Annotated in this window: 25 protein-coding genes; 10 read left to right on the top strand and 15 right to left on the bottom strand. The window is 52.4% G+C overall.

All coding sequences use genetic code 11. The features are described from left to right. Nucleotides 1-7 precede the first annotated feature (7 nt). From gspG to gspC, 5 genes are read right to left on the bottom strand one after another with little or no spacing between them, the layout of a single operon-like run. Nucleotides 8-442, bottom strand: coding sequence for a type II secretion system major pseudopilin GspG (gene gspG, locus ACXAD4_RS29215; protein WP_317525077.1), 435 nt, complete (start codon nucleotides 440-442; stop codon nucleotides 8-10). Nucleotides 443-460: 18 nt separating this feature from the next. Further along, nucleotides 461-1,681, bottom strand: a complete 1,221-nt coding sequence (gene gspF, locus ACXAD4_RS29210) for a type II secretion system inner membrane protein GspF (RefSeq protein ID WP_475245786.1) — start codon at nucleotides 1,679-1,681, stop codon at nucleotides 461-463. 3 nt (nucleotides 1,682-1,684) lie between these two features. Further along, nucleotides 1,685-3,187: a type II secretion system ATPase GspE gene (gene gspE / locus ACXAD4_RS29205; RefSeq protein WP_475245785.1), complete on the bottom strand. Its 1,503-nt coding sequence runs from the start codon at nucleotides 3,185-3,187 to the stop codon at nucleotides 1,685-1,687. After that, complete coding sequence (gspD, locus tag ACXAD4_RS29200) at nucleotides 3,187-5,205, bottom strand: type II secretion system secretin GspD (RefSeq protein WP_475245783.1); 2,019 nt, start codon at nucleotides 5,203-5,205, stop codon at nucleotides 3,187-3,189. The genes gspE and gspD overlap by 1 nt, the downstream gene beginning before the upstream one ends. A gap of 38 nt (nucleotides 5,206-5,243) precedes the next feature. Then, on the bottom strand, nucleotides 5,244-6,146 hold the full coding sequence (gene gspC, locus ACXAD4_RS29195) for a type II secretion system protein GspC (protein WP_475245782.1): 903 nt from the start codon (nucleotides 6,144-6,146) through the stop codon (nucleotides 5,244-5,246). A 285-nt stretch (nucleotides 6,147-6,431) separates the two neighbouring features. On the opposite strand from gspC, the gene hslR reads away from it, so the two are divergent. The 4 genes from hslR (at nucleotide 6,432) to ACXAD4_RS29175 (ending at nucleotide 11,960) form a co-directional block, all read left to right on the top strand. Continuing rightward, nucleotides 6,432-6,842 carry a ribosome-associated heat shock protein Hsp15 gene (gene hslR, locus ACXAD4_RS29190; protein ID WP_475245781.1) on the top strand — a complete coding sequence of 137 codons (411 nt, stop codon included), beginning with the start codon at nucleotides 6,432-6,434 and terminating at the stop codon, nucleotides 6,840-6,842. Nucleotides 6,843-6,937: 95 nt separating this feature from the next. Continuing rightward, complete coding sequence (gene hslO / locus ACXAD4_RS29185; protein WP_475245780.1) at nucleotides 6,938-7,816, top strand: Hsp33 family molecular chaperone HslO; 879 nt, start codon at nucleotides 6,938-6,940, stop codon at nucleotides 7,814-7,816. A gap of 319 nt (nucleotides 7,817-8,135) precedes the next feature. Further along, nucleotides 8,136-9,767, top strand: coding sequence for a phosphoenolpyruvate carboxykinase (ATP) (gene pckA / locus ACXAD4_RS29180; protein WP_475245778.1), 1,632 nt, complete (start codon nucleotides 8,136-8,138; stop codon nucleotides 9,765-9,767). 180 nt (nucleotides 9,768-9,947) lie between these two features. Beyond that, entirely contained in the window at nucleotides 9,948-11,960 is a 2,013-nt protein-coding gene (locus tag ACXAD4_RS29175) for an AsmA family protein (protein WP_475245777.1), read from the top strand. Here ACXAD4_RS29175 and ACXAD4_RS29170 read toward each other — a convergent pair. From ACXAD4_RS29170 to ACXAD4_RS29160, 3 genes are read right to left on the bottom strand one after another with little or no spacing between them, the layout of a single operon-like run. Then, nucleotides 11,915-12,835, bottom strand: a complete 921-nt coding sequence (locus tag ACXAD4_RS29170) for a bifunctional GNAT family N-acetyltransferase/hotdog fold thioesterase (protein WP_317525068.1) — start codon at nucleotides 12,833-12,835, stop codon at nucleotides 11,915-11,917. The genes ACXAD4_RS29175 and ACXAD4_RS29170 overlap by 46 nt on opposite strands. Before the next feature lie 46 nt (nucleotides 12,836-12,881). Then, complete coding sequence (dtd, locus tag ACXAD4_RS29165) at nucleotides 12,882-13,319, bottom strand: D-aminoacyl-tRNA deacylase (RefSeq protein WP_475245775.1); 438 nt, start codon at nucleotides 13,317-13,319, stop codon at nucleotides 12,882-12,884. Then, nucleotides 13,316-14,245, bottom strand: coding sequence for a virulence factor BrkB family protein (locus tag ACXAD4_RS29160; protein WP_475245808.1), 930 nt, complete (start codon nucleotides 14,243-14,245; stop codon nucleotides 13,316-13,318). Before ACXAD4_RS29160 ends, dtd begins: the two co-directional genes overlap by 4 nt. 122 nt (nucleotides 14,246-14,367) lie before the next feature. Between ACXAD4_RS29160 and ACXAD4_RS29155 the strand changes: the two genes are divergently transcribed. Next, complete coding sequence (locus tag ACXAD4_RS29155; RefSeq protein WP_475245774.1) at nucleotides 14,368-15,009, top strand: DUF2959 domain-containing protein; 642 nt, start codon at nucleotides 14,368-14,370, stop codon at nucleotides 15,007-15,009. A 17-nt stretch (nucleotides 15,010-15,026) separates the two neighbouring features. Here the strand turns inward: ACXAD4_RS29155 and ACXAD4_RS29150 are convergent, their stop codons facing one another. After that, nucleotides 15,027-15,557 (bottom strand): AAA family ATPase, encoded by a 531-nt coding sequence (locus ACXAD4_RS29150; RefSeq protein WP_475245773.1) that lies wholly within the window; start codon nucleotides 15,555-15,557, stop codon nucleotides 15,027-15,029. A 91-nt stretch (nucleotides 15,558-15,648) separates the two neighbouring features. Next, nucleotides 15,649-17,478 carry a translational GTPase TypA gene (typA, locus tag ACXAD4_RS29145; protein ID WP_475245772.1) on the bottom strand — a complete coding sequence of 610 codons (1,830 nt, stop codon included), beginning with the start codon at nucleotides 17,476-17,478 and terminating at the stop codon, nucleotides 15,649-15,651. Nucleotides 17,479-17,962: 484 nt separating this feature from the next. Here typA and glnA point away from each other — a divergent pair, with 484 nt between their 5' ends. The 5 genes from glnA (at nucleotide 17,963) to ACXAD4_RS29120 (ending at nucleotide 23,071) form a co-directional block, all read left to right on the top strand. Continuing rightward, nucleotides 17,963-19,372 carry a glutamate--ammonia ligase gene (gene glnA / locus ACXAD4_RS29140; protein WP_107300282.1) on the top strand — a complete coding sequence of 470 codons (1,410 nt, stop codon included), beginning with the start codon at nucleotides 17,963-17,965 and terminating at the stop codon, nucleotides 19,370-19,372. Nucleotides 19,373-19,495: 123 nt separating this feature from the next. Continuing rightward, on the top strand, nucleotides 19,496-20,089 hold the full coding sequence (locus ACXAD4_RS29135; protein WP_475245771.1) for a DUF4124 domain-containing protein: 594 nt from the start codon (nucleotides 19,496-19,498) through the stop codon (nucleotides 20,087-20,089). 120 nt (nucleotides 20,090-20,209) lie between these two features. Continuing rightward, nucleotides 20,210-21,259, top strand: a complete 1,050-nt coding sequence (gene glnL / locus ACXAD4_RS29130; RefSeq protein WP_475245770.1) for a nitrogen regulation protein NR(II) — start codon at nucleotides 20,210-20,212, stop codon at nucleotides 21,257-21,259. A 9-nt stretch (nucleotides 21,260-21,268) separates the two neighbouring features. Continuing rightward, a complete protein-coding gene (gene glnG / locus ACXAD4_RS29125) occupies nucleotides 21,269-22,684 on the top strand; it encodes a nitrogen regulation protein NR(I) (RefSeq protein ID WP_475245768.1) in 1,416 nt (471 codons plus the stop codon). A 258-nt stretch (nucleotides 22,685-22,942) separates the two neighbouring features. Beyond that, on the top strand, nucleotides 22,943-23,071 hold the full coding sequence (locus ACXAD4_RS29120; protein ID WP_255526741.1) for a hypothetical protein: 129 nt from the start codon (nucleotides 22,943-22,945) through the stop codon (nucleotides 23,069-23,071). 82 nt (nucleotides 23,072-23,153) lie between these two features. On the opposite strand, the gene hemN is transcribed toward ACXAD4_RS29120, so the two are convergent. The 5 genes from hemN to ACXAD4_RS29095 form a co-directional block, all read right to left on the bottom strand. Further along, complete coding sequence (hemN, locus tag ACXAD4_RS29115) at nucleotides 23,154-24,527, bottom strand: oxygen-independent coproporphyrinogen III oxidase (RefSeq protein ID WP_475245767.1); 1,374 nt, start codon at nucleotides 24,525-24,527, stop codon at nucleotides 23,154-23,156. A gap of 150 nt (nucleotides 24,528-24,677) precedes the next feature. Next, nucleotides 24,678-25,163 (bottom strand): DUF2489 domain-containing protein, encoded by a 486-nt coding sequence (locus ACXAD4_RS29110; RefSeq protein ID WP_475245765.1) that lies wholly within the window; start codon nucleotides 25,161-25,163, stop codon nucleotides 24,678-24,680. 3 nt (nucleotides 25,164-25,166) lie between these two features. Then, nucleotides 25,167-25,703, bottom strand: a complete 537-nt coding sequence (yihI, locus tag ACXAD4_RS29105) for a Der GTPase-activating protein YihI (protein WP_475245764.1) — start codon at nucleotides 25,701-25,703, stop codon at nucleotides 25,167-25,169. Next, nucleotides 25,703-26,344 (bottom strand): class I SAM-dependent methyltransferase, encoded by a 642-nt coding sequence (locus ACXAD4_RS29100; protein ID WP_475245763.1) that lies wholly within the window; start codon nucleotides 26,342-26,344, stop codon nucleotides 25,703-25,705. Before ACXAD4_RS29100 ends, yihI begins: the two co-directional genes overlap by 1 nt. Nucleotides 26,345-26,551: 207 nt before the next feature. Further along, entirely contained in the window at nucleotides 26,552-26,725 is a 174-nt protein-coding gene (locus tag ACXAD4_RS29095) for a hypothetical protein (RefSeq protein WP_475245761.1), read from the bottom strand. Between the last annotated feature and the right edge of the window lie 65 nt (nucleotides 26,726-26,790).

Genomic DNA, 26,790 nt, shown 5'->3' with positions numbered 1-26,790 from the left:
TCACAGCTTAGAAGTCCAGCATGTTCCAGTTACCGATATCGGTATTCACACCTTCACCACCTTCCTGGCCATCAGCACCCAGGCTGAAGATATCAACCGCACCATGCTCACCCGGCATCACGTACTGGTATGGGTTACCCCATGGGTCATTAGGCAGACGGCGGATGTAGCCACCATCACGGTAGTTACGTGGCTCAGGGCTTGAAGAAGGCTTGCTGACCAGTGCTTCAAGGCCCTGATCTGTGGTTGGATACACGCTGTTGTCCAGCCTATACATATCCAGTGCCTGCTCCAACGCACTGATATCGGTCACGACTTTCTGCTGGTCGGCTTTTTCCTTGTTACCTAGTAGGTTCGGTACGACCAAGCTGGCCAACACCCCAAGGATTACGATCACGACCATAACTTCAAGCAGCGTAAAGCCGCGTTGTTTGCGTTGCATTGAAAAAACCTCCAAAAATTACATTCCGACCATATTGTTCAAAGCAATGATCGGCATAAGGGTAGCAATAACAATAAACATCACGATGCCAGCCATCGCGACGATCAATAAGGGTTCAAAAATCCCCAGCGCCATGTTGACCAAGGACTCAAAGTCACGGTCCTGGTTATCGGCAGCACGGGTAAGCATCTGCTCCAGTTCGCCACTGCGCTCACCACTGGCAATCATGTGCAGCATCATAGGGGGAAAGAGTTTGGTTTGCTCGAGTGATACCCGCAGGCTCGAGCCCTCACGCACTTTGTCTGCCGCTTCCCGGATCTGCTGATTGACCCAAGTGTTGGTCATGACATCCGAGGCTACCTTCATCCCTTCCAGTAAGGGAATAGCACTTGAGGTACAGATAGACAGGGTACGGGCAAAACGAGAGGTACTCAGGCCCCGAGCGACTTTACCGATCACCGGTAGGCGCATGACCCAACGGTCCCACTTCAGCCGGAAATCAGGACGCTTGAGCGCCATCTTGATGATCATGAACAAGGCAGCAATCACCAGCAGGACCACCAGGCCCCAGTTCTGGACAAAATCACTGGCCGCGAGCAAGACCTCTGTGATAGTCGGTAACTGCTGGCCCATCTGGACGAACTGATCGACAATCTTCGGTACCACCGTTGCCAACAAGAAGGCCACTACCGCTATCGCAATAATGGTCAGCATGGTTGGGTAGATCATCGCCTGCATCAGCTTGCTGCGCATTTTCTGGCGATTCTCGGTATAGTCCGCCAAACGGTTTAGTACCGTATCCAGATGACCGGATTTCTCACCAGCGGCAACCATGGCCCGGAACAACTGATCGAAAATATGCGGATATTCCGCCATCGAATCCGACAGGGTATAGCCTTCCACCACCCGCGAACGTACTGCCAACAGCATGTTCTTCAACCTTGGCTTTTCGCTTTGTTCAGCTACCGCTTTCAGGCATTCCTCAAGCGGCATCGATGCCTGAACCAGCGTCGCCAGCTGTCGGGTGATAAGAGAGAGCTCTGTGGTACTGATCCCACGGCGCAGCTGAAAACCGCCTTTGGCTTTTTTCTTCTCACGCTCATGGGTTTGCACCACTTCGACTGGGATCATCCCCTGTTCACGAAGCTGCTGGCGGATCTGCCGCGCGGTGTCCCCTTCGAGGACACCTTTTTTCTGGCGCCCTTTGGCATCCAGGGCTTTGTATTCAAACGCCGCCATCGGTTAACCCTCCTTGGTCACCCGCATCACTTCCTCAAGGGTAGTGATACCGGCCTTGACCTTGGCCAAGCCATCATCACGGATGCTTGGGGTATGGGCACGAACAGCTTTTTCTATCGCCATCTCACCGGCTTCACCGTGGATCAGCTCCTGCACCTGATCATCAATCAGCAATAGCTCATGAATACCAGTACGACCGCGATAGCCCTTGTTGTTACACGCTTCACAGCCCTTGGCATGGTACAGCGTCAAGCCTTCATCAGCCGGTACACCGAACAATTTCTTTTGTTCATTGTCGGCTTCATACGGTTCACGACAGGTCGGACACAGGGTGCGAACCAAGCGCTGGGCAAGTACGCCAAGCAGTGAAGATGACACCAAAAATGGCTCGATGCCCATATCACGCAAACGCGTAATGGCACCCACCGCAGTATTGGTATGCAGGGTCGACATCACCATGTGACCGGTCAGCGACGCCTGTACCGCAATCGATGCGGTCTCGAGATCTCGGATCTCACCGACCATCACCACATCCGGGTCCTGACGCAAGATAGCACGCAGTCCACGGGCGAAAGTCATGTCCACCTTCGGATTGACCTGGGTCTGGCCAATACCGTCGATATCAAATTCAATCGGATCTTCAACGGTCAGGATATTACGCTCCTTGCCGTTGAGCTCCTGCAAACCGGCATACAAGGTGGTCGACTTACCCGAACCTGTCGGGCCGGTCACCAGAATAATCCCGTGCGGGCGTTCGATTATATGGCGGAAGTTGGCATGGTTGGCTTCGGTCATCCCGAGGCTGTAGAGATCCAGGCGGGTCGCGTTCTTATCCAGAAGACGCAATACCACCCGCTCACCATGGGAAGACGGCATGGTCGATACACGCACATCCACCGCACGGCCACCGATACGCAGCGAGATACGACCATCCTGCGGAACCCGTTTCTCGGCAATATCCAACCTTGCCATTACCTTAATACGCGAGACCAGCAGCGGCGCCAGTTTACGGCTCGGCTGCAGTACCTCACGCAACACACCGTCGACCCGGAAACGGATCGACAGCACTTTCTCGAAGGTTTCGATATGAATATCCGATGCCGCCTCTTTGATTGCTTCGGCCAACATGGCGTTGATCAATTTGATGATCGGCGCATCATCTTCCGATTCAAGCAAGTCTTCAGTTTCCGGCAGCTCTTCGGCTAACGAGAAGAAGTCATCGCTATCCGAGCCCAAGTCTTCCATCAACTGACGGGCTTCGGACGAGTCACGCTGGTAGGCTTCGGTTAACTTAAGCTCGAATGCCTTGTCTTCCAGTGCATGCGGGACAAAACTGCTCCCCGCTACCCGGCGAATTTCCGCCAGTACTGCACCTGACAGCTGGCCGCTGTAATACAAGGCGACATCTTGTTCCAATGCCTCAAGCACCACCCGGTGGCGCTTGGCAAAAGAGAAAGGCAGCCGGAACAGCGGCTGCTTATCCTGTTCCTGGCTTACATCATGCATTACTGATCGTTCTCCAGCTGGGCAACAAAGGCGCGCACCTCTGGTGGCAGCGAAATATCTTCACCGTATTTCGGCAATACCGGGATTTCTGTTTCCGGCATCAGGCGTAACCCTTTATCAGCTTTAAACAACTGCTCGGCACGAATGTAATTGTACTTACGCTGGGTGATGCCATCTGCCGTCACCCCATCACGGATAATGGTCGGCTTTATGAAGACCATCAGGTTGGTCTTACCCGTGGTGGTGTTGGTTGACTTGAACAAGTGGCCCAGTACCGGGATATCACCCAGAATCGGGATTTTCTGCTCACTTTCGTTGGTCTGCTCCTGGATCAAGCCACCTAGTGCCAGCATTTGGCCGTCCTGGATCAGAACATTGGTGGTCAACTGACGCTTGGAGAAGCGAACATCGACCGCACCATCGGCACCCAGTACGTTGGAGACTTCCTGCTCGATTTTGAGCTGGACCGAGTCACCTTCGTTGATTTGCGGGGTTACGTTGAGCTTGATACCTACTTCCTTACGCTCAACGGTCTGGAATGGGTTATCGTTGTTCGAACTCGAGGTCGAGCCGGTTACGACAGGGACCTCTTCACCGACGATAAACGAGGCTTCGCCGTTATCCATCACTGTAATACTTGGCGATGACAGGATATTGGAGTTTCGATCCGAGGCAACCGCATTGACCAGCATGGTCCAGTCGCCCATAACGATACCCAGCGCGGCACCATTCACGCCACCCAACACAGAAGCCAGAGTGCTGAAATCACCATCTTCCTCGATAGTACGGGTCTGCTCGATACCATTGGCATCGAGGTATGTTTCGGTTCGGGTTGAGCTTTGCGCTTCTTCCAAGCCGATTGCGTACTGGGAGATCGGGACGCCGGAGTTACCAAACTGGATCACCCCGCCGTCAGTGGTTCCCCACTGGACACCGAAGTTCACGCCATCACCCTCAGCAAGCTCGACAATCATCGCTTCAATCAGCACCTGGGCACGACGGATATCCAACTGGGCAATGATGTTTTCCAGTGCGCGCATGATATCTGGCGGCGCAGTCAGGATCAGCGAGTTGGTATCAACGTGGGCCGAAATCATCACCTGGGAGTTAGTGTTCGCAGTCGCCTTGGCATTACCCTGCTTCTCTGCTTGCAGGTTATCGGAGACTCCTTTAAGGACATCCACCATCTCTTCGGCATTGGCATACTTGAGGTACACCACGCGGTTATTACCCGATGAGGCCATCTCCACATCCAGCTGGCGGATCAGGCGGCGCAGACGATCACGCACCTGTGGGTCTCCTGATAGCAATACCGAGTTGGTACGGTCATCAGCGACCAACTTAGGTTGCAAAAATTCTGGAGTTGATTTGGCGTCCGCTGTTTTGTTCAACGCTTCTACAATACGGACCATCTCTGCTGCCGAGGCATTACGCAGCTCAACCACATCGATTTCTTTGTCGCCAGCACGGTCAACCCGCTCAATGATCTCAGCAAGACGGTTCACGGTAGCGGCACGGCCGGTGATCATAATGATGTTGGCAGGGTCGTAGTGCACTACGTTACCAGCACCAGCGTTATCGTTAAGCTGGCGCAACAGTGGGGACAGCTCACGGACTGATACATTGCGCACTGCGATTACGCGGGTTACAACCTGATCACCGGTGATGTTGCTGTTGTCGCCGACGACAGGGATTGCCGAAATCTTGGCATCCTTATCACGGACCACCTTGAGCACGCCGTTATCCATCTCAACCACGGCGAAACCATAGACTTCGAGCACATTGAGGAAAAACTGGTAGTACTGCTCGTCATTGAGCAGATCATAACTACGAACATTGACCTGGCCACGTACTGCAGGATCCACGATGATGGTTTTCTGCAGATTTCGCCCAACAATGTTAATAAATTCCTGAATGTCTGTTCCTTTGAAGCTGGCACTAAACTCACTGGCCAATGCAGAGCTGCACATCAAGCTGCCTAATAACCAGAGGGCACTTTTACCCATCCATTTTTTCACAAAAAACTCCTGCGTTTTCGCATGTTCGCGTTGGACTGCTATTGCAGCTCAATATAAATATCGTGTAGCTGACCTTCTCGCTCGACGGTCAATGTGAAATCTGTGGCGCTCGATAGCTCAGTCCACAGTTTTGCCATCACAGCAGCGTCAGTCAGATCATTGCCGTTGAGACTAACGGCCAAGTCATTGGCCTTAAGGCCCACGGCGTCGAACAACGCCCGCTCTTTACCAGGGTTAACCCGGTATCCCACCAACTCGCCATCCCGCTTCACTTGGGACAGGCGAATATAGCTAAATAAGGTTTGCGGTTTTTCGAGAATTTCCTGCTTGATCCGGCTCAGATCAGAAGTTGGCTCTGCCGGCTCGGCTTGTCGAGGTTCAGGCTGGCGGGGTCTTGCGGTGCTTTGCGATGCCTTGTTGAAATCGACGCCATCGAGCATCAGGGTTTCATCTCGTCCGCTGTTACGGATGATCACCCGGTCAGGGTATACCGCCTGCAGGGTTGCACGGGTACCTTCAATCGCCTCGTTAAGGCCATAGGTATTTTGCTTGCCACGATGGGTGATAACCGCAAGAGCAGTTTGCGGGTTAGAGCTGGCGACCAAGCCAACCAGCGTCAAATTAAGGCGAGTTTGCGGGGCATCCTGCTTCACCGGCTGTTTGCGCTCTACCACCGGCGCATTCTGCTGGTAGCGGCCAAACAGGTTCATGTTAAGTACCTTGGCCACTTCAGAGCGATCGCCACCCGCGTTGGATGACACAGATACCGTTGAGGCCTGCCAGTTAGCAGGGGCCTGAGTCGGCTGCAACGCAAGCCACACCATTCGGCCTACGACCCAAGCTAGGATCACTACCAGCCCCCACGTAAGGACGCGGGTCAATGAAGAGATTGAGATCTTGCTCTTGGACTGCAAGCTCCCTAACCAATTTGCTGTAACCATGAAATATCCATCATCCTGCGGAAATAAAACTAGCGCGTTATATCAAAAGGTAATATCAAAGCGTATTACTTATTTGTCGAATCGTTTAATTATCGTGAGTAGTCTACCAAAATGCATGAAGAAAAGTTTCTACTACTATCAATAGACTAGCTATTTTATGTGATTTATTCCCGATTTACTGTTGAAATCCCGATCCCATATCACCATTTATTATCTCTCAACGCCTGCTGACGCTCTGTCGGCAATGTGGTACTTTTAGCGCCCTTATGGGTTAAGGAGCATACTGTGGGCCAACAAACATCGCATCCAGACAACATTCAGGTCCGTCTCGATAAGTGGTTATGGGCGGCACGCTTTTACAAAACCCGTTCTATTGCCCGCACCATGATCGATGGCGGCAAGGTGCAATACAACGGCCAACGCTCCAAGCCCAGTAAACTGGTTGAAGTGGGTGCTGAGATCCGTTTACGCCAAGGTAATGACGAAAAGACCATTATTATAGAGAAACTCTCAGACACCCGCCGTGGTGCACCTGAAGCACAAACTCTATATCGTGAGACTGAGGAGAGCGCAAAACGCCGTGAACAGCACGCCCAAATGCGCCGTCTTCATGCCTATGGCAGCCCTAGTCCCGAAAAGCGCCCTGATAAAAAGCAGCGTCGCGATATAATTAAGTTTAAAAGTCATTCCGACTAAGGGTATTAGTTCAGTGTAGCGCAGAAAAGTTTCGTTATGTTGACGCAAGATACCAAAAATAGGTCAATTAGATACCTGCTGGAGAAATCAAGCTAATGACAAAAGATAGTCTATACCGTTACCTGTTTGACGGTGTATCCGTACGTGGTGAACTGGTTCAGTTGGGTGAAACCTACCAACAGATCATTTCCAGCAAGGACTACCCAGCCCCGGTGCAGACCCTGTTGGGTGAACTGCTGGTTGCAACAAGCCTGCTGACTGCCACATTGAAATTCGAAGGTTCAATCACGGTTCAGCTACAAGGTGACGGCCCGGTTAAGCTCGCTGTCATTAACGGCGACCACGACCAAAAACTTCGCGGTGTTGCTCGCTGGGATGGCGATATCCCTGCCGAAGGCAATATCCACGACCTGATGGGCAAGGGCCATATGGTGATCACCATTACCCCGACCAAAGGCGAACGCTACCAGGGTGTAGTAGGTCTGGAAGGCGACAGCCTTGCAGCATGCCTTGAAGGTTACTTCGAAAACTCAGAGCAGCTGAAGACCCGCATTTGGCTGCGCACCGGCGAGCACGAAGGTCAGGCAAAAGCAGCCGGCATGTTGCTGCAGATCCTACCGGACGGCCAGGGCCACGAAGGTGATTTTGATCATCTTGAGCAGCTAACAGAAACGGTGAAGAACGAAGAGCTATTCGGTCTGGAAGCACAAGATGTCCTTTATCGTCTATACCACCAGGAAACCGTTAAGCTGTTCGACCCACAGGAAGTTGTCTTTCAGTGTGGCTGTTCACGTGAGCGCAGCGCGTCAGCAATCTGCTCTATCGAGCGTGCTGAAGTGGATCGTATCGTTGCTGAAGAAGGCAAGGTTTCGCTGCATTGTGACTACTGTGGCACCAGCTATGACTTTGATAGCATTGACGTTGCCGCACTGTTCGAAAAAGCAGCAACCGACAACAGCAACCAGGTGCATTAATTATTCCTCATAATTAAGCCTGAAACTGACTTACAAAAGCCGGACATTGTCCGGCTTTTTTTCTACCTGAAGCACACTTTCCTTGCTCAAGATGTAAGCAAATAACATGCTAACCCTCGCTTTTTTCAGGGAAAATATTAATTTTTAGAACTAGCGCAAACACTTCACATCACGATAAACTTACCACCTACAATATATTTAAGATTTTTACTTAACCTTAACTTTTTAATGGTTAATTTTTGATAAACCTCCCTGAATTACCCCTTTAGGGTTGCTAGCATGGTCAACAGTTAAACAACATCTTACCCAAGGAGCACCTATGACTGTCATGAACGTCGATAAAAAGGTTGCAAAAAAATTAGATCTATCTCAATACGGTATCAACAATGTTACAGAGATTGTTCGTAACCCAAGTTACGAAGTTCTGTTCGAAGAAGAGACCAAGCCGGGCCTAGAGGGATACGAAAAAGGTATCGTTACTGAGCTTGGTGCCGTCGCCGTTGATACCGGTATCTTCACTGGCCGTTCCCCTAAAGATAAGTTCATCGTAAAAGATGACACTACCCGCGACACTATGTGGTGGGCAGACCAAGGCAAAAACGATAATAAGAGCATTGGTGTCGAAGCGTGGAACGATCTGAAAGAGCTAGTGACAGGCCAGCTATCTGGCAAGCGCCTGTTTGTCATTGACGGATTCTGTGGTACCAACCCAGATACCCGCCTATGTATCCGTATCATTACTGAAGTGGCTTGGCAGGCTCACTTCGTGAAGAACATGTTCATCCGTCCAACGGAAGAAGAGCTGGAAACCTTCGAGCCTGATTTTGTGGTCATGAATGGTGCCAAGTGCACCAACGAGAAGTGGAAAGAGCATGAAATGAACTCCGAAAACTTCACGGTGTTCAACCTGACTGAGAAGATGCAGCTTATCGGCGGTACTTGGTACGGCGGCGAAATGAAGAAGGGTATGTTCGCTATGATGAACTACTTCCTGCCGCTTCGTGATATCGCATCGATGCACTGTTCTGCCAACATGGGTGAGAACGGTGATGTCGCGGTGTTCTTCGGCCTATCAGGCACAGGTAAAACGACTCTGTCTACCGATCCTAAGCGCGCCCTGATCGGTGATGACGAGCATGGCTGGGATGATAACGGCGTATTCAACTTCGAAGGCGGTTGCTACGCGAAAACCATCAACCTCTCTAAAGAAGCCGAGCCAGACATCTACAATGCGATCCGCCGTGACGCTCTGCTAGAAAACGTTACGGTACGCAGCGATGGCGCTATCGACTTCGATGATGGCTCGAAAACAGAAAACACCCGTGTTTCCTACCCGATTTACCACATCGAAAACATTGTTAAGCCAATCTCCAAGGGCGGCCATGCCAACAAGGTTATCTTCCTATCGGCTGATGCGTTCGGCGTATTGCCTCCGGTATCGAAGCTAACTCCTGAGCAAACCAAATACCACTTCCTATCTGGCTTCACTGCCAAACTGGCCGGTACTGAGCGTGGTATCACTGAGCCAACGCCGACTTTCTCGGCCTGTTTCGGTAATGCATTCCTTACGCTGCACCCAACCAAGTACGCTGAAGTACTGGTTAAGCGCATGGAAGCGGCAGGTGCTGAAGCTTACCTAGTGAACACCGGCTGGAACGGCTCTGGCAAGCGTATCTCTATCCAGGATACCCGTGCAATCATCGACGCTATCCTAGATGGCTCTATCGAGAACACAGAAACGAAGAATATCCCAATCTTCAACCTGGAAGTCCCAACATCGCTACCGCATGTTGACCCAGAGATCCTTGACCCACGCGATACCTACACCGATCCACTACAGTGGGAAAGCAAAGCGAAAGATTTGGCCGAGCGCTTCATCAACAACTTCGAGAAGTACACCGATAATGCCGAAGGTGCCTCTCTGGTTGCTGCAGGCCCACAGCTAGACTAACCGCTAGCGGCTAACCGTAAACTCTAAGCCCCTCTTATGAGGGGCTTTTTCGTTAATTCAACGCCAAAAATCCTGCCCAGCGCTTGCAGCCGGGATGAAATTGCCGCCTAATGATCATTGCCTCAGATACAAATGTACTGAGGGCGATTGACTGGGAGTTGTCGGATGCTGGGAGCCTCTATGCGTTTTATTGGGAAAATTATCGCCACGATTGTTGTACTCGCGGCATTGGGAGTCACCGTCATCCTGACCCTGCTGCATACCCAATATGCTGCGCCCATGCTTAGCCAGGCGGTTAATTGGCTTACTCCCTACACCTTGACCCTCAGTGAAGCACGTTATCATATCCGAGATCCATGGCACCTTACGCTGCTCCAACCGTCATTGACCCTGACTGACGAACAGCCACCGATAACCGCTAATCGAGTCTCGCTTTGGCTCAGCACTGATTCACTGACCCAGCTGCAATGGCAGTTTGACAGCTTGCTGGTTGATGGCCCTGCCGTTCCTCAGCAAATGCTTCCTCCCGAGGCACTAGCCAACGCCAAGCTGCCCGAACTACGCAGCCGACGCCTTGCGATCAGCCAATTGAATGTTGCGACCAACTCGATATACCTTGAGAAGGGAGAACTCCAGCTCGATAATTGGCATTACCAACCCAATAATCCGGCCCCTTGGTGGCAGCAGTTCAGTGGGAATTTCCAATTAGCGGCCGACAGTGCCCAGTGGCAGCAATGGGAAACCAAGCAATTGCTACTGGACGGTAACCACCACGGCAATCTATGGAAGCTCAATGGTTTTTCTTTTGATTGGCAGCATGCCAGCATCAATGGCCAGCTCGACTTGGCAACTGACAAAAAAGCGCTGGATATCCACCAGCTCACAGTGTCCGGGCTGCAACTACAAGACAGTGAGTTAACCCAAACCCTCCAGCACCAGCTCGATAGCTGGGCCTCTGAGCAATGGCAGGCCACACTCAAGCGGGTTGATATGCTCGACAGCAGTATCGAACTGCCTGTTGTTAGCCTCAACCACGCCAATCTTTCCCTAACCGACTGGCACTGGCCCAGCTCAGCGTACTCGCAGCATAACGCCTGGCTATCATTCAATGCAGACAGTGGCAGCTGGCGACAACAGCCATTTACCGATCCCCTGTTGGATCTGAACTTCATGCCCAACGCCATTACCCTAAATGGTGCTTCCGTCAGCGCACTGGAAGGATACTGGCGTGCAGAAGGCAAAATCACCCCGGATACTCTGCAACTGGGCAACCTGACCAGCAAAGGGATCAAATGGTTCTTACCCGCCGATTGGGCTAGCCATCTCTCGCACTCACTCTCTTCTTTCAAGCAGATCAAGATCCGGTCAATGGATATCGGCTATGCCCAACTGACGGCAGCCGAAAGTGATACCCCATGGTATATCAATGGGCTAAACGTCAGTGGCAAAGACTTGTTGCTCCAGCCACAGCCCTATTTCGCTCTATGGCAAGGCAATATTGCAGCGACCGCCAGACAGGTGAGCCTCAATACTGTTGATTTATTCGAACCGCTTATAGAAATGACCAGCGAGCAAGGCCAATGGCAATTGAACCAAGCCTTCCTGCCGTTCAAGGATGGGCTGCTAGAAGCGACGGGACAAATAGATCTGAGCAAAGAAGGGTTGCCGTGGCAGGCTGCACTTCAGGGTGATAGCCTGCCGGCACATGTTTTGCCGAAATGGCTATCAGTGCCTTGGCCGGCCAGCGGCCGCATCGATATGACGGCAGCCATACAGGGCCTCGGCCAGAACTATACCAGCCTGGCCCATAGCCTGAACGGCGAGCTGCGTGCGACATTTCGCGACAGCGCTGTTGAGCAAGGAGGCCGTTCACTATTCAATGCCTGGCGACAGGCTTCTGCATCTGAGGCTGAGGCCTCTCCTGTCGCCAAGACAACAGAGACGGATAAGCCGACACCATTGGTAATCACACCACTTAAGATCACCAGTGACCGGGGACGAATGACCATTGCACCGCTCAGCATTACGGGCAAGGAAATAGACGCGGTATTAAAAGGCCAGTGGGATTTAGCGACTCCTGCCGGACAACAACTGGAGCTGGAAGCGAAGATAAGTTGCCAGCACCTGATCAGGCGCTGGCAGGAAGGTCAGCAAACGGTATCCGGCTCGCTGTGTGACGGCAGCAGCATATAAGTACCGGAGAACGTCGAAGCCAGTTCATCACCGCTGTAGACGTTGACCTTGACGATAGCCCTGCCTTTGCGATGGGTCGCCAGCCGCTCAACATCACCCTCGAGATCTTCCACGGTGACCACCGCGCGCGGGCGCTCCTTAACCGGTGAACGATAACGGATGTGGCTATCAACCAGAACGATATCGGCTTTGTACTTGCGCTCTTTGAGCAGCATCCAGACAAAGCCCCAGCCCGCCAGTGTCGCCATGGTGAAGATACTGCCGGCAAACATATTGGCTTTGGTATTGAGATTGGCATTGATCAGGGCGCTGACTTCAAACCGGTAGCCGGTGTACTGGCTGATCTTCACGCCCATGCGCTCACTGATTGGGATCTGAGATTGCCACAATTCCTGTAGCTCCTGGCACCAATCCGGATGCCGCACCACTTCGGTAAGCGGGTCGAGGTGCTTGAGCATTTGCTGGTGCCTAACCGGCCCCTTTTCTTCACTCAGCTCACCTTGGTTGGTAAAGCCGCTACGCAAGTAAAACGGGATCGCATCCTCGCGGGCATTACACACCAACCGCTTCGCCCCTTCCTCACGGGCCAATGATTCCAACGCCATCAGCACTATCGCCCCCATCCCCTGATGGCGGTGATCCGGGTGGACCGCCATGTAGCGGATCTGGCCGTCGTTATCCGGGGTCATGTACAAACGGCCAATCGCGATAGTCTGGCCGTTATCACTGACAATCATCCGGTGGCTACTCAAATCGTCATAGGCATCACGCTCAGAGCCCACCGGCATATGCCAAGGCTCACGCAGCATCCGCCAGCGAAAATCATAATAGCTAGCCAGCTCTTCTTCGGTTTGGGGGGTGACAAGTCGAAACATGAAATCCTTCTCCAGCGTTCCTGAGGCAAAGCTGCCTATTTAATAATTATACCTGCAACCAGAAGGTTACCGGGCCATCGTTGAGCAGTGCCACTTTCATATCAGCGGCAAAGATGCCCGTTTCCGTCTTGACCCCTGTTTCCTTGCAGCAATCAACAAAATATTCATACATGCGCTCGGCATCTTGCGGTGCCGCACCATTGGAAAAGCCCGGGCGCATGCCTTTCTTGGTCTCGGCAGCTAGGGTAAATTGCGATACCACCAATACACTGCCACCGGCTTGTTGGACGTTGAGGTTCATCTTGCCCTCTTCGTCCTCGAACACCCGATAGCCTAGCACTTTTTCGCGCAGGCGCTTGGCCTTGGCTTCATCATCACCTTTTTCGACGCCAAGCAGAACCAGCAAGCCTTTGCCGATAGCCCCAGTCACTTGGCCATCAACCGTTACACTCGCTTCGCTCACCCGTTGGATCAGTGCAATCATTCGTTTTTACCTTTTCCTACAATCTGTTGTGAGGCTGTTTGTTCATTGTCTGCCTGAAGATCCACAGCCTGTTGAATATCAGACAATTCAGCCTGGGTGGGGACAGTCATTTGCCACCCCTTGGCCTCTGGGTGCCAGTGGCTCTTCTCGCCAAGGCTTGCCGTAATCTCGGCCCCAAACAATACAATACACCAGCACAGGTAAACCCATACAAATAAAATCGGCACCACCGCCAAGGCACCATAGATCACCTGGTAAGAAGGGAAATTGGTAATATAGAGAGCAAACCCCTTCTTGCTCAGTTCGAACAGGATACTGGCAATAACGGCACCGACCAAGGCATGGCGGAAGCGCACCTTGGTATTGGGCACCAACAGGTAGAGAACGAGAAAGGCCGTGCTCGACATCAACACCGGCAGCCAGCGCAAGGAGCGCTGCAGCAGGCCGTTCACTGCCTCGCTACCCAGCAAGTTGAGCGATCCCAGATAAGAGCTAACCGCAATACTCGAACCAACCAAAATCGGCCCGAGGGTCAATACCATCCAATAGATAGAAAACGAAATCACCGGTCGGCGCTTTTCATGCACCCGCCAGATATAGTTGAGTGACTTGTCTATAGACGAGATCAGCATCATCGCCACTACAAAAAGGGCTGCGACCCCCACTGCCGTCATCTTGCCGGCATTGGCCACAAACTCGTTGAGGTATTGCTTAACTACTTCACCAGCCGCAGGGACAAAGTTCTCTATCACGAAATTCTGCAGCAACTCCCCAAGGCCAGCAAATACCGGAAAGGATGACAAAGCCGACAATACCACGGTGATCAATGGTACCAGGGACAGCAAAGTCACATAGGCCATCGAGCCCGCCGTCACGGTCAGCCGGTCATGGCCGATACGATGGTGCAAATACCCGGTAAATGCCATGACACTTCGCGCCCGCTGGCGCCATGTCTGCTTGCTAGTTGTTGGTTTGTCAGCCATAGTCATGTCATTATTTACTTGTATTCACAGTCACTTTTCACATATTAGGACACATGGAGTCAACTATGCCCTACCTGCTTGCGATCCTTATCAGCCTCACCACCCTGACAGGTTGCCAAAGTGCCTATTACTCGGCCATGGAACAGGTCGGCATCCACAAACGCGATATCATGGTCGACCGGGTCGAGGATGCCAATGAGGCCCAGCAAGACGCCCAGCAACAATTTACCAGCGCGCTCGATGCCCTCAAGGCACTCACCCAATTCGACGGCGGCGATCTAGAAAGCGCCTATAACCAGGTCAACGACCAATACGAGGCCAGCAATGATGCAGCCGAAAAAGTCCGCGAGCGCATTGCTGCGATTGAAGATGTCGCCGACGCCCTGTTCGACGAATGGCAAGATGAACTAGATCTCTACAGCAGCAGCAAACTACGCCGTGACAGTGAGTCTAAGCTCAACAGTACCAAAACCTCTTACCAGCGTATGCTCAGTGCCATGCACCGTGCCGAGCAAAAAATGGATCCGGTACTCGATACCCTACGCGATAACACTCTGTACTTAAAGCATAACCTCAATGCCGCCGCGATCGGTTCTCTACAGGGAGAATTCCAGTCCCTGCAGCGCGATATCCAACGGGCAATCACCGATATGGAAGCGGCAATTAACGAATCCGAGCGCTTTATTTCCCAACTGCAACGCAGTTAGCCTGCAGATTGCTGCCTTTATTCCTGCTTAAGCCGGGCCAGTAACCAACTGGCCCGCTCTTCAATACCATTCCACGGTATATCGACCACCTCGTAGCCCAGCCCGCGGTATGTCTCGATCAGTTGTTGATGGATCTGCTCAGCCTCGGCAAAACTGTGCGGACGCTCTTCATCCTGAACATAAATATCGGCATGCGGCGCGCAAACAAAAACTGTCGGGAAGTAGCCCTTGGCCATGGTTTGGTAATGTTCATCCACGTTGATGCCGCCGATGGTCAAATAAGCACAGATATCGCCAATTGCCCGGTCGACAAAGGCCGGCATGGTCCCTCGCTTGGCCTGCTCACGCTGGTTACTCATCCTATCAAGGCATAGCGCAGCAAAGCGGGGCAGGTCTGTCCAAGGTAGTACGCCGTCAGGCAAGGCAGCCTGCTCGCGGATCAAGGTGCGGGATACTTCGGGGAAAGTCATATAGCCGCGCCGGGCCAAGGCATCGAGCAGCGAGGTTTTCCCCGCTCCCGGCCCCCCGGTAATAATGATAGGTTGCATAGTCGTTCTTCTTTTTTTGTAGGGTTCAGATACAACAATCCCCCCATGGTAGCACCGATGGGGGGATGGTTTAACGGCTAGCAGCTAGCAATTATTTTGCTGCGCGGCTTGCACGTTTACGATCAGTTTCCGTAAGTAGTTTTTTACGAATACGGATGCTTTCAGGTGTTACTTCCACTAGCTCGTCATCATCGATGAACTCCAGTGCTTGCTCAAGCGTGTACTTGATTGGCGGAGTCAGAACCTGCGCGTCATCGGTACCCGATGCACGAACGTTAGTTAGCTGCTTACCTTTCAGGGCGTTAACCGTCAGGTCGTTGTCACGGCTGTGAATACCGATGACCATACCTTCGTATACTTCTACACCGTGGCCGATGAACATGCGGCCACGCTCCTGCAGGTTGAATAGGGCGTTAGTCAGGGCTTTACCCGCTGCATTCGCAATCAGTACACCATTGTTACGCTGACCGATGGTACCGCCTTTGTGCGGACCGTAGTGGTCAAACGTGTGGTACATCAGGCCAGAACCAGAAGTCAGGGTCATGAACTCAGTCTGGAAACCGATCAGGCCACGAGATGGCATCATGAAGTCCATACGCACACGGCCTTTACCGTCTGGTGCCATGTCAGTCAGCTCACCTTTACGCAGACCGATGTTCTCCATGATACCGCCCTGGTGCTCTTCCACCACGTCGATAGTTACGGTTTCGAACGGTTCCATCAGCTGACCATCTTCTTCTTTGATGATAACTTCAGGACGAGATACCGCTAGCTCGAATCCTTCACGGCGCATGTTTTCGATCAGGATAGACAGGTGAAGTTCACCACGGCCAGATACGCGGAACTTGTCCGGATCTTCCGTTTCTTCAACGCGTAGGGCAACGTTGTGTACCAATTCCTTCTGCAGGCGCTCAAGGATGTTACGTGAAGTCACGTACTTACCTTCTTTACCCGCAAATGGAGAAGTGTTTACCTGGAACGTCATGGTTACGGTTGGCTCGTCAACAGACAAAGCAGGTAGTGCTTCAACCGCATTCACGTCACAGATAGTGTCAGAGATCTTCAGCTCGCCAAGACCAGTGATTGCGATAATGTCGCCAGCAGTCGCCTGCTCAACTTCGTGACGCTCAAGGCCAAGGTAACCAAGGATAGTACCCACTTTACCGTTACGGGTTTTGCCGTCTGCACCGACAACAGTCACTTGCTGGTTCGGCTTCACGCTACCACGGGTAACACGGCCTACACCGATAACACCTACGTAAGAGCTGTAGTCAAGCTGAGAGATCTGCATCTGCAGAGAGCCGTCAACGTCAACATCAGGTGCCGCTACGTTGTCCACGATAGCCTGGAACAATGGTTCCATGTCGTCGCCAGTCTCGCCTTCTTCCAGTGTTGCCCAGCCGTTAAGCGCTGATGCGTAAACTACCTGGAAGTCTAGCTGCTCATCCGTTGCACCTAGGTTGTCGAATAGGTCGAATACCTGATCCATTACCCAATCAGGACGAGCGCCAGGGCGGTCGATCTTGTTGATTACCACGATAGGCTTCAGGCCGTGGGCAAACGCTTTCTGGGTTACGAAACGAGTCTGAGGCATTGGGCCGTCAACGGCGTCAACGATAAGCAGTACAGAGTCAACCATCGACATGATACGCTCAACTTCACCACCGAAATCGGCGTGTCCTGGGGTATCTACGATGTTAATGCGGTAATCATTCCAGTTAATCGCTGTGTTCTTAGCAAGAATGGTAATACCACGCTCTTTTTCGATGTCGTTGGAATCCATTACGCGTTCTTCAACTTCACCGCGAGACTCTAACGTGCCAGACTGCTGAAGCAGTTTGTCAACCAGGGTGGTTTTACCGTGGTCAACGTGCGCAATAATTGCGATATTTCTTAATTTATCGATCTGTGGATTAGACATGGATTCACATTCACTCAGAACATGCAGCGACCGGATGGCGCTACTTGGTTAAAAAAACGGCTCATAATCTAACAGATTTTACGCCAAAACCCACGTAATATGTGATTTATATCACCGCCTTTTTCTTTCTGGCCGTTCTATTAAGGCTTTTTCATGCTCTGTCGGCCCACAAACCGCTCTGGCAGACCGGTTTATTGCTTGCCTTTTTCTATTCTGACCAATTGACAATATGCCGCGGTAGGCTAATGTAGTTACGCGCACCATAAAAGGGATACTCACACCAATTGCACCATTATGGTGCAATAAATCCCCAAAAAGGTGCAACAGATGGACTAAATCAGCCCGAAATACCCGCTAAGTGCGCTATTTTGGGGCTTTGAAAAGTTGGCACGGTTATAGCATTGTATTAGGGCAATAGAGCAGAACACGCTCATTACTAATTTGTTGTGGCCAATGCCCAACCTAACACCGGAGGTTACTCAAGATGTCAGTAGAAAACGTACTTGCGCTGATCCAGGAAAACGAAGTTAAGTTTGTTGACCTACGCTTTACCGATACTAAAGGTAAAGAGCAGCACATCTCTATCCCAGCCCACCAGATCGATGCTGACTTCTTCGAAGAAGGCAAAATGTTCGATGGCTCTTCTGTTGCTGGTTGGAAAGGTATCAACGAATCAGACATGGTTATGATGCCAGATGCAGCGAGCGCGGTACTAGACCCGTTCACAGAAGATGCAACCCTAAACATCCGCTGTGACATCCTAGAGCCTTCGACAATGCAGGGCTACGACCGTGACCCACGCTCTATTGCTAAGCGTGCGGAAGACTTCATGCGTGCAACAGGCGTTGCAGATACCGTTCTTATCGGTCCTGAGCCAGAGTTCTTCCTATTCGACGACGTGAAGTTCGCAACCGATATGTCTGGTTCTTTCTTCAAGATCGACGACGTAGAAGCTGCTTGGAACACAGGTTCTGACTTCGAAGGCGGTAACAAAGGTCACCGTCCAGGCGTTAAAGGCGGTTACTTCCCAGTAGCTCCAGTTGATTCATCACAAGACATCCGTTCTGCTATGTGTCTAATCATGGAAGAAATGGGTCTAGTTGTTGAAGCACACCACCACGAAGTGGCAACTGCAGGCCAGAACGAAATCGCTACCCGTTTCAACACCCTAACGGACAAAGCTGATGAAATCCAAATCTACAAGTACGTTGTTCACAACGTTGCTCACGCATTTGGTAAAACTGCAACCTTCATGCCTAAGCCACTAGTAGGTGATAACGGTTCTGGTATGCACGTTCACCAGTCTCTAGCTAAAGACGGTGTTAACCTGTTCGCTGGCGACAAGTACGGCGGCCTATCTGAGATGGCGCTTTACTACATCGGCGGTATCATCAAGCACGCTCGCGCAATCAACGCATTCGCGAACGCATCAACTAACTCATACAAGCGTCTAGTACCGGGCTTCGAAGCGCCAGTTATGCTAGCTTACTCAGCGCGTAACCGCTCTGCTTCTATCCGTATCCCAGTGGTACCAAGCCCGAAAGCACGCCGTATCGAAGTTCGTTTCGGTGATCCATCAGCTAACCCATACCTATGCTTTGCAGCAATGCTAATGGCTGGCCTTGACGGTATCCAGAACAAGATCCACCCAGGCGAAGCGATGGACAAAGACCTGTACGACCTACCAGCAGAAGAAGCGGCAGAAATCCCAACTGTTGCTGAATCTCTACAAGGCGCACTGGCAGCCCTAAACGAAGACCGTGAGTTCCTAACAGCGGGTGGCGTATTCTCTGACGACTTCATCGATTCTTACATCGACCTGAAATCTCAGGACGTTGAGAAAATCAACAGCACCACGCACCCACTAGAGTTCGAACTGTACTACTCAGTTTAAGTAACTGATAAATAAGTCTACATAATAGATTTAGGCCAGCTTCACAAGCTGGCCTTTTTGATCTTGTCCACATGACACAATACTGCTGACAATATCCGGAACACCCATAACCCAAGAGAAACCATGTACCGGCTCTCCCATTTGCTCGCGGCTTTTTTAGTGGCTTTGGCCTTGTTCCCTTCCACGATCTCTGCCTCCCAGATCTATACCTGGCAAAACGAAGACGGCACGACCCATTTTTCCGATAAGCCCCATCCAGGTGCAGCGGTACTCGATATCCAACTACCCGAACCACCAGCTCCTCTCCCCATGGGAAATGCGACGACATCAGCAGACTCTCTAGTCTTAGATGATCTGCCCTCCCCGGAAGAACCGCTATCCAACGAGCCTGCACTACCACAGCCAAGCATCCAAATCGACACCCCATCAGATCAACAAACCCTTCGCGATAATCAGGGTAACCTGACCGTCAGGGCCTCTGCCAACCGCAAGCTCAACCAAGGCCACAGTGTACAATTGCGACTTGATGGTGAAGTATACGGCCGCCCCCAAGCCCAGCTTACCTGGCCACTCACCAATATAGATCGCGGCAGTCATACCCTACAGGTAGAATTGCTAAAACACGGCAAGGTTATTGCATCATCTGAAGAAATGACTGTCTTCTTGCACCGTGCCCGTATCAACCAACGCCCTGCACCGCTCCCGGTGCCCAAATAACAGGCGTTCGCCACTTTTTCGTTCACGATACCAGACAGACAGGCTACACTTGATTGCACCAATATGGTGCATTGGCAGTTCAATGCACCATGATGAACTGCACCAACAAGGATGGTAATTGTGACGGCTGACTTTTCTTCCCTGATCCTGGACAACCAAGTCACGGCAATCGTATTGCTCGATGAGTCGCTGACCATACGCTATGTCAATCCGGCAGCAGAGCAATTGCTGTCGTTCAGCAAGCGCCGGCTCAACAATACCCGTTTCTCTGATCTGCTCCAGCATACCTCTTTGGACTTGAGCCTGCTCCCCGAAACGCTGCAAAGCGGACAAGGGTTGGCTGACAGTGACGTGACGTTTGTGATTGACGGCCGCCACCACACCCTCGAACTCAATGCTAGCCCACTGTCATGGCAACGCGAGCTGCTGATCCTGCTCGAGCTCAAGCCGATTGACCAGCAACGCCGGATCAGCCAAGAGCTGAGCCAGCATGCCCAGCAACAAGCCGCCAAGGAGCTGGTTCGCGGGCTGGCCCATGAGATCAAGAACCCGCTGGGCGGCCTGCGCGGTGCCGCCCAACTACTGGAAAAAACCCTGCCCGACCCGAGCTATACCGAATATACCCAGATGATCATCGAGCAGGCAGACCGGCTGCGTAACTTGGTCGATCGCCTACTCGGTCCGCAGCGTCCCGGCAGCCGCCAGCAAGATAATATCCACGTGGTGCTGGAAAAAGTCCGTCAGCTGATCAGTATCGATTGCGGCGAGAATATCCACCTACACCGCGACTATGATCCCAGCCTGCCCGACTTCACCATGGATGCCGAGCAGCTCGAGCAGGCCATTCTCAATATTGTCAGCAATGCCTCGCTAGCCCTCAAGCAGCACGGCGGTGGCAATATTACCCTCAAGACCCGTACCGCCCACCAAGCGTTAATTCACGGCAAGCGTTATCGCGTGGCCGCCAAAATCGACATTATCGACGATGGCCCCGGGATCCCGAGCGATATCCAGGACACCCTGTTCTACCCGATGGTGACCGGACGCGAGGGCGGCACCGGGCTGGGGCTTTCCATTGCACAGAACCTGGTCGACCAGCACCAAGGCAAGATAGAAGTTGTCAGCTGGCCAGGCCATACCAAATTCACCTTGTATTTACCGATTATGTAGAGGACTAGCATGAGCAAAGGACTAATTTGGGTCGTCGATGACGACAGCTCGATCCGCTGGGTACTGGAGCGGACCCTCAACGCAGCCGGACTGAAATGTGAAACCTTCGCCAATGCCGACAGTGTGGTCGAGGCACTGGAGCGCAGCGTTCCTGACGTACTGGTCTCCGATATCCGCATGCCGGGCATGGATGGTTTCTCGTTGCTCAAGGTGCTACAGGCCGATTACCCGACCCTGCCAGTCATCATCATGACCGCCCACTCGGATCTCGATGCTGCGGTCAATGCCTATCAGGAAGGGGCTTTCGAATACCTGCCCAAACCATTTGATATCGACGAGGCAGTGAGCCTTGTCGAGCGAGCCGTCACCCACAGCCAGGAGCAGAAGCGCCAGCAGCAGCCTGAAACCATTGAGAAGAATGCGCCGGAAATCATCGGTGAAGCGCCAGCGATGCAGGAAGTTTTCCGCGCCATCGGCCGCCTGTCACGCTCATCCATCTCGGTGCTAATTAACGGTGAGTCCGGTACCGGTAAAGAGCTCGTGGCCCATGCCCTGCACCGCCACAGCCCGCGCAGCCACAAGGAATTCATTGCCCTCAACATGGCTGCGATCCCCAAGGACTTGATTGAATCGGAGCTGTTCGGCCACGAAAAAGGCGCCTTTACCGGGGCCAACAGCGTCCGCCAGGGCCGCTTCGAGCAGGCCAACGGCGGCACCCTGTTCCTCGATGAAATCGGTGATATGCCATTGGATATCCAGACCCGGCTATTGCGGGTACTTGCCGATGGCCAGTTCTACCGGGTCGGCGGCCATTCACCGGTCAATGTCGACGTCCGGATCATCGCGGCAACCCACCAGAACCTCGAACGTCTGGTGGCCGAGGGAGACTTCCGCGAAGATTTGTTCCACCGCCTCAATGTTATCCGGGTTCATCTGCCGGCACTGAAAGACCGCCGTCAGGACATCCCGCAGTTGACCCGCCATTTCCTCAAACGCGCCTCCGATGAGCTCGGGGTCGAAGTCAAAACCCTGCATCCGGATACCGAAGAAGCCCTGACGACCCTGGATTGGCCGGGTAATGTCCGCCAGCTGGAAAATACCTGTCGCTGGCTTACGGTCATGGCAAGCGGCAAGGAAATCCTGCCTGCTGACTTACCACCGGAACTGTTGGCACCGAGTGAACCGGAGTCCAGCGAAGGCGGCCACCAGCACTGGCACCATGCGCTGGAAAAGTGGGCCTTCGACAACCTGCGCCAAGGCCACCAGAACCTGCTCGGTGAAGCCTTGCCGGAGTTCGAGAAGATCTTGCTGGAGGCGGCACTGGAACATACCCATGGCCACAAGCAGGAAGCCGCACGACTGCTCGGCTGGGGTCGCAATACCCTGACCCGCAAACTCAAAGAGCTCAATGTCGTGACCGACTAGTTCGCTTTAATGTGCGGAAGGAGGCTCAACCACAAACTGGGCTTGCTTTCGCACTTCCTTTCGTACAATGGTTTCATTAAAACCCATCCGAATATGCAGGCGGTAGCGGCAGAAATTAAATCCCAATTACTGGCCATTTTTTGACCTACCCCCATTCCATCTTCGCTCATTTTGCGTACAATACCCCCCGACTTCGGCCAACGCTGAAGCCACACCACACGACGCAACATAACACCAAGAACACAGTGGAATCCCACCATGCTGGAAAGTCTATTTTCATTCAGCGTGGCAATACCTGCTGTCAGTGAGATCGCAGCCAATGGCCCGGGCCATTTTGCTGCCGGGATCCTGGCACTGATTGCCGCGGTGAACATGTTTAACGGCTAATACCTGAGATCGGCCGGTACAAAAAAGCCCTCGAACCAATGGTGCGAGGGCTTTTTGTTTATCTCGGCAACGCGGATAAGCGTTAGATAACCCGGGAGAACTGCTGCTGGCGGGCACGGTGGCGCAGATATTTGTCAAAGCACATACAAATATTACGGATCAGCAAGCGGCCTTTAAGTGCAACATCTATCGCGTTATCGCTCACCTCAACCAGGCCATCATCGATAAAGGTCTGCAGCAACTCGATATCTTCAGCAAAGTAACTGTCGAACTCGATATCAAACTGTTGCTCAATGGCTTGTTTGTCGAGGTGGAAATTACAGATCAGCGACTTGATGACCTCGCGGCGCAACAAGTCATCACTATCAAGCGATACCCCTTTCCATAGCGCTTCACGCTTCTCGTCGACACTGGCGTAGTACTGCTTGAGCTCTTTCTGGTTCTGAGCATAGCAATCGCCAATCATCGAAATGGCCGATACACCAAGACCCAGCAGATCGGTATCGCCCTGGGTGGTATAACCCTGGAAGTTGCGGTGCAGGATCCCCTCACGCTGGGCTACAGCCAATTCATCTTCCGGCAGGGCAAAGTGATCCATACCAATAAACTGGTAGCCGGCACCGGTTAGGGTCGCAATGGTCTGCTGCAAAATCGTCAGCTTCGCATTGGCCTGAGGCAAATCCGCCTCTTTGATCTTGCGCTGAGCCGCGAACAACTTCGGCATATGGGCGTAGTTGAAAATCGACAAACGGCCAGGTCGCATGGTCAGCACCTGCTCCAGGGTTTGGGCAAACAGCTCAGGTGTCTGCTTCGGCAGGCCATAGATAAGATCCAGGTTGGTCGAGCGGAAACCCAGCTCACGGGCACGCTCTACCATGGCAAAGATAAAGTCTTCATCCTGCTCACGGTTAACCAGCTTCTGGACTTCCTTGTTGAAGTCCTGCACCCCGATGCTCAGGCGGTTGAAGCCTTCATTACGCAGGTGGTCAAGCATATCGAGTTCGATTTCACGCGGGTCAACCTCGATGCTGATCTCGGCATCAGGCGCAAAGGTAAACTGCTCGCGCAGCAGCCCCATCAAACGACTTACCTGCGGCTTAGTCAGGAAGGTTGGCGTACCACCGCCCCAGTGCAACTGGCTAACTGTGCGCTCACCCAACAGTGCCGCACGCTGACGAATTTCCTGCTCCAGCGCATCAAGGTACTGATCAGCCTTGTGCTGGTGACGGGTGATGATCTTGTTACAGCCACAGTAGTAACACAGCTTGTGGCAGAACGGGATATGGACATACAGTGACAGGTTACGCTCAGGATACTGGGCGCACGCCATGTCAAATTCCGCAGGCGTGAACGCTTCGTGGAACTCCAGCGCCGTCGGGTATGAGGTATAGCGCGGCCCCGAATAGTTATATTTTTCGATTAAGGCCTGATCCCAAACAATTTGCTCATTTGACATGACTTACTTCCACTAAATTAGAGGGGAGAGAAAACTGACCACCAAGTTTGACACAACTTGGTAAAGATGTAGATAGGAGATAACTAAACTGCTAACCCGATCAGCCTTCCCCTGTCTGTGAGTATAGACAGGAGAAGACAGCTATCGGTATCAGGCTGTTGGCTTGGCGGCCAAGATCACATCCAGCTCAGACTTGATGGTCTCCTGGAGACGGGCTTCGGCTTTCATCCGGATCAGATCCAGCTGCATACGCTCTTTCTTGGCCAGGGTCTTGCGCTGATCGCCACGTGGCATATCTTTCACCACCAGGTAAAGCTCATGCATGGCCGGATATTGGCTGGCAAAGTCCACCCGGTGATCACCCTGGAGGACTTCCATCAGCTTGTACAAACGAATCGCGATCTCAGACATATCACACTCGTCCTGCTTGCCGGCCTCGGCGATGATCAGCACGCTTTCCATGATATTGGCATTGCGTTGCTTGATCCCTTCTTCCTGCTGGCGCTGGGCCCGGGCAAGAAAAGCCTTATGGCGTTGGGTCTGCTTATACAGCTTAAACAACAAGTAACCGGCATAGCTTGCCAGTACTGCCACAATCAGGCCGGCCAGTCCTAGCCACAATGTCATATCCTGCAAGGCTTACTCCTTGTCTAAACCGTCAAATTCCATATTTTCGAACTGATCGAGCAAGTCATCATCGGAACGAGGGCCGCTTACCGCTACCTCATCCATCTCCGGCTCGTCTTCGTCAAGCAGGCCAAGCTGGTTCATCAGCTGCTCGATACGATCCAGCTTCTGGTCAACTTGCTTCTGCAGGCCAGCTCCTAGCTTCTCGCCCGCTTCGATACGGTCAAGCAATATCATTAGCTGAGCATCATTTTCCAGCATCTGCAGCTCTTGCTCAGCAGTCATGCGGCGCTGCTGCTTGGTCATCGGCTTCTTCGGCTCGACAATCAGCGGGATAGCCTTCTTGCTACCGTGGCGCGGATCTTTGCGCTGTGCTGCCTTGCGGGCATCTTCTGGCGTTACCATTGAGTGGCGGCTACCAGATTTAAGGCCTTTGCGCTTACGATCTTTTTTGCGCTGCAGACCATCTAGGTCATGCTGGGTGCGGGTCTTTACAGTGACTACCTGATCGGACATCCCGGTAGTACGGCTTCTTTTCTTACGGGTCATTACTGGGTTTTCCTCAGCAAAATTACATCATTCCCGACAAACTCCACATCGAGGCCATCTCGTTGGGCCAGATACTGGAAGGTTTCGCGGCTGAAAAAGCTCACGTGAGTCGGGTCGTTCTTGTAATGCCATTGCGCAAAGGCATCTGCATCTCGTGCCAGTTTGGTCATCAAGCCCAGCCAACCACCGGGTTTTACCATACCAACCAGCTGCCCCCACTCCTTCGCAGGCGTATAAAAGTGTTCTATCGCTTCGGTACAGGTAACGAAATCATATTGCGTATCCAGCACCGCCGGCTTATCGGCAAAATAAGGGTCATAAACCGCCATTTTGTGGCCGGCTTCAGCCAGCATCAGCGACAAGGTCGGGCCTGGGCCGCAACCAAAATCCAAGCCATCAAGCGGCTCGCGGCCGATTCGCTCAAGTAGCGGATCCGCCAGCCGAGCTAGAAAGCGCCGATAACCCAAATCTTCCGGGTTATTCTCATGCAAATCATAGTGCGCTTTCTCTTCCTGTGGCGACAGCCTCGACGCAGGATCAGCGAAAATCAAGGCACATTCACCGCAACGGAAATACTGTCGGCGCCGGTCTTCAAAAAACAGCGCAGTGCTTTGGCTATGGCACAGCGGACAAGGGGCCATCTTCGCTCTCCTGTTAAGTCTAACGCACAGGGCAATGCCACGGCGCCCAAATGAAGCCGGGTATCATAGCAGATTTGATGGAGAAATGTGCACTACAAAGGTTGGCGAGGCAAGTGCCATAAAAGAAAAAAGCGACAGGTTAGAAAACCTGTCGCTCTGTGGGGTCGCCATTGCTGGCTATATCCTGTCTAGTCTGTCCTTAACCAGTTAGAAACATCCCGGTCTGACAATATCCATTGTTATTGTTGCTTCCATGCCAACTTGTTGTTCTTCATCGTCCTGATGAATTTTATCCGTCCTTGAATGGTTTTCCTTACCTTTACGGCTATCCCTAACCGGCTTTTCCATTAGCGTGTTGTCATCTGACAACCAGTTCACCATCCGTGTGTGCACCCCGTCCCTAGAATGCTGTTTCCTATGTTGTGTTTTCTTTTCCGTAAGGGTCT

This window comes from Photobacterium sp. AWH4_225 (genome assembly GCF_056158405.1).
This window is presented reverse-complemented; position numbering and strand designations above follow the sequence as displayed.

Bases quoted from the DNA above. Each gene is read 5' to 3' on its own strand.
- gspG (WP_317525077.1), bottom strand. From the start codon at position 442: ATGCAACGCAAACAACGCGGCTTTACGCTGCTTGAAGTTATGGTCGTG.
- gspF (WP_475245786.1), bottom strand. From the start codon at position 1,681: ATGGCGGCGTTTGAATACAAAGCCCTGGATGCCAAAGGGCGCCAGAAA.
- gspE (WP_475245785.1), bottom strand. From the start codon at position 3,187: ATGCATGATGTAAGCCAGGAACAGGATAAGCAGCCGCTGTTCCGGCTG.
- gspC (WP_475245782.1), bottom strand. From the start codon at position 6,146: ATGGTTACAGCAAATTGGTTAGGGAGCTTGCAGTCCAAGAGCAAGATC.
- hslO (WP_475245780.1), top strand. From the start codon at position 6,938: ATGACAAAAGATAGTCTATACCGTTACCTGTTTGACGGTGTATCCGTA.
- pckA (WP_475245778.1), top strand. From the start codon at position 8,136: ATGACTGTCATGAACGTCGATAAAAAGGTTGCAAAAAAATTAGATCTA.
- ACXAD4_RS29175 (WP_475245777.1), top strand. From the start codon at position 9,948: ATGCGTTTTATTGGGAAAATTATCGCCACGATTGTTGTACTCGCGGCA.
- ACXAD4_RS29170 (WP_317525068.1), bottom strand. From the start codon at position 12,835: ATGTTTCGACTTGTCACCCCCCAAACCGAAGAAGAGCTGGCTAGCTAT.
- dtd (WP_475245775.1), bottom strand. From the start codon at position 13,319: ATGATTGCACTGATCCAACGGGTGAGCGAAGCGAGTGTAACGGTTGAT.
- ACXAD4_RS29160 (WP_475245808.1), bottom strand. From the start codon at position 14,245: ATGGCATTTACCGGGTATTTGCACCATCGTATCGGCCATGACCGGCTG.
- ACXAD4_RS29155 (WP_475245774.1), top strand. From the start codon at position 14,368: ATGCCCTACCTGCTTGCGATCCTTATCAGCCTCACCACCCTGACAGGT.
- ACXAD4_RS29150 (WP_475245773.1), bottom strand. From the start codon at position 15,557: ATGCAACCTATCATTATTACCGGGGGGCCGGGAGCGGGGAAAACCTCG.
- typA (WP_475245772.1), bottom strand. From the start codon at position 17,478: ATGTCTAATCCACAGATCGATAAATTAAGAAATATCGCAATTATTGCG.
- glnA (WP_107300282.1), top strand. From the start codon at position 17,963: ATGTCAGTAGAAAACGTACTTGCGCTGATCCAGGAAAACGAAGTTAAG.
- ACXAD4_RS29135 (WP_475245771.1), top strand. From the start codon at position 19,496: ATGTACCGGCTCTCCCATTTGCTCGCGGCTTTTTTAGTGGCTTTGGCC.
- glnG (WP_475245768.1), top strand. From the start codon at position 21,269: ATGAGCAAAGGACTAATTTGGGTCGTCGATGACGACAGCTCGATCCGC.
- ACXAD4_RS29120 (WP_255526741.1), top strand. From the start codon at position 22,943: ATGCTGGAAAGTCTATTTTCATTCAGCGTGGCAATACCTGCTGTCAGT.
- hemN (WP_475245767.1), bottom strand. From the start codon at position 24,527: ATGTCAAATGAGCAAATTGTTTGGGATCAGGCCTTAATCGAAAAATAT.
- yihI (WP_475245764.1), bottom strand. From the start codon at position 25,703: ATGACCCGTAAGAAAAGAAGCCGTACTACCGGGATGTCCGATCAGGTA.
- ACXAD4_RS29100 (WP_475245763.1), bottom strand. From the start codon at position 26,344: ATGGCCCCTTGTCCGCTGTGCCATAGCCAAAGCACTGCGCTGTTTTTT.
- ACXAD4_RS29095 (WP_475245761.1), bottom strand. From the start codon at position 26,725: ATGGTGAACTGGTTGTCAGATGACAACACGCTAATGGAAAAGCCGGTT.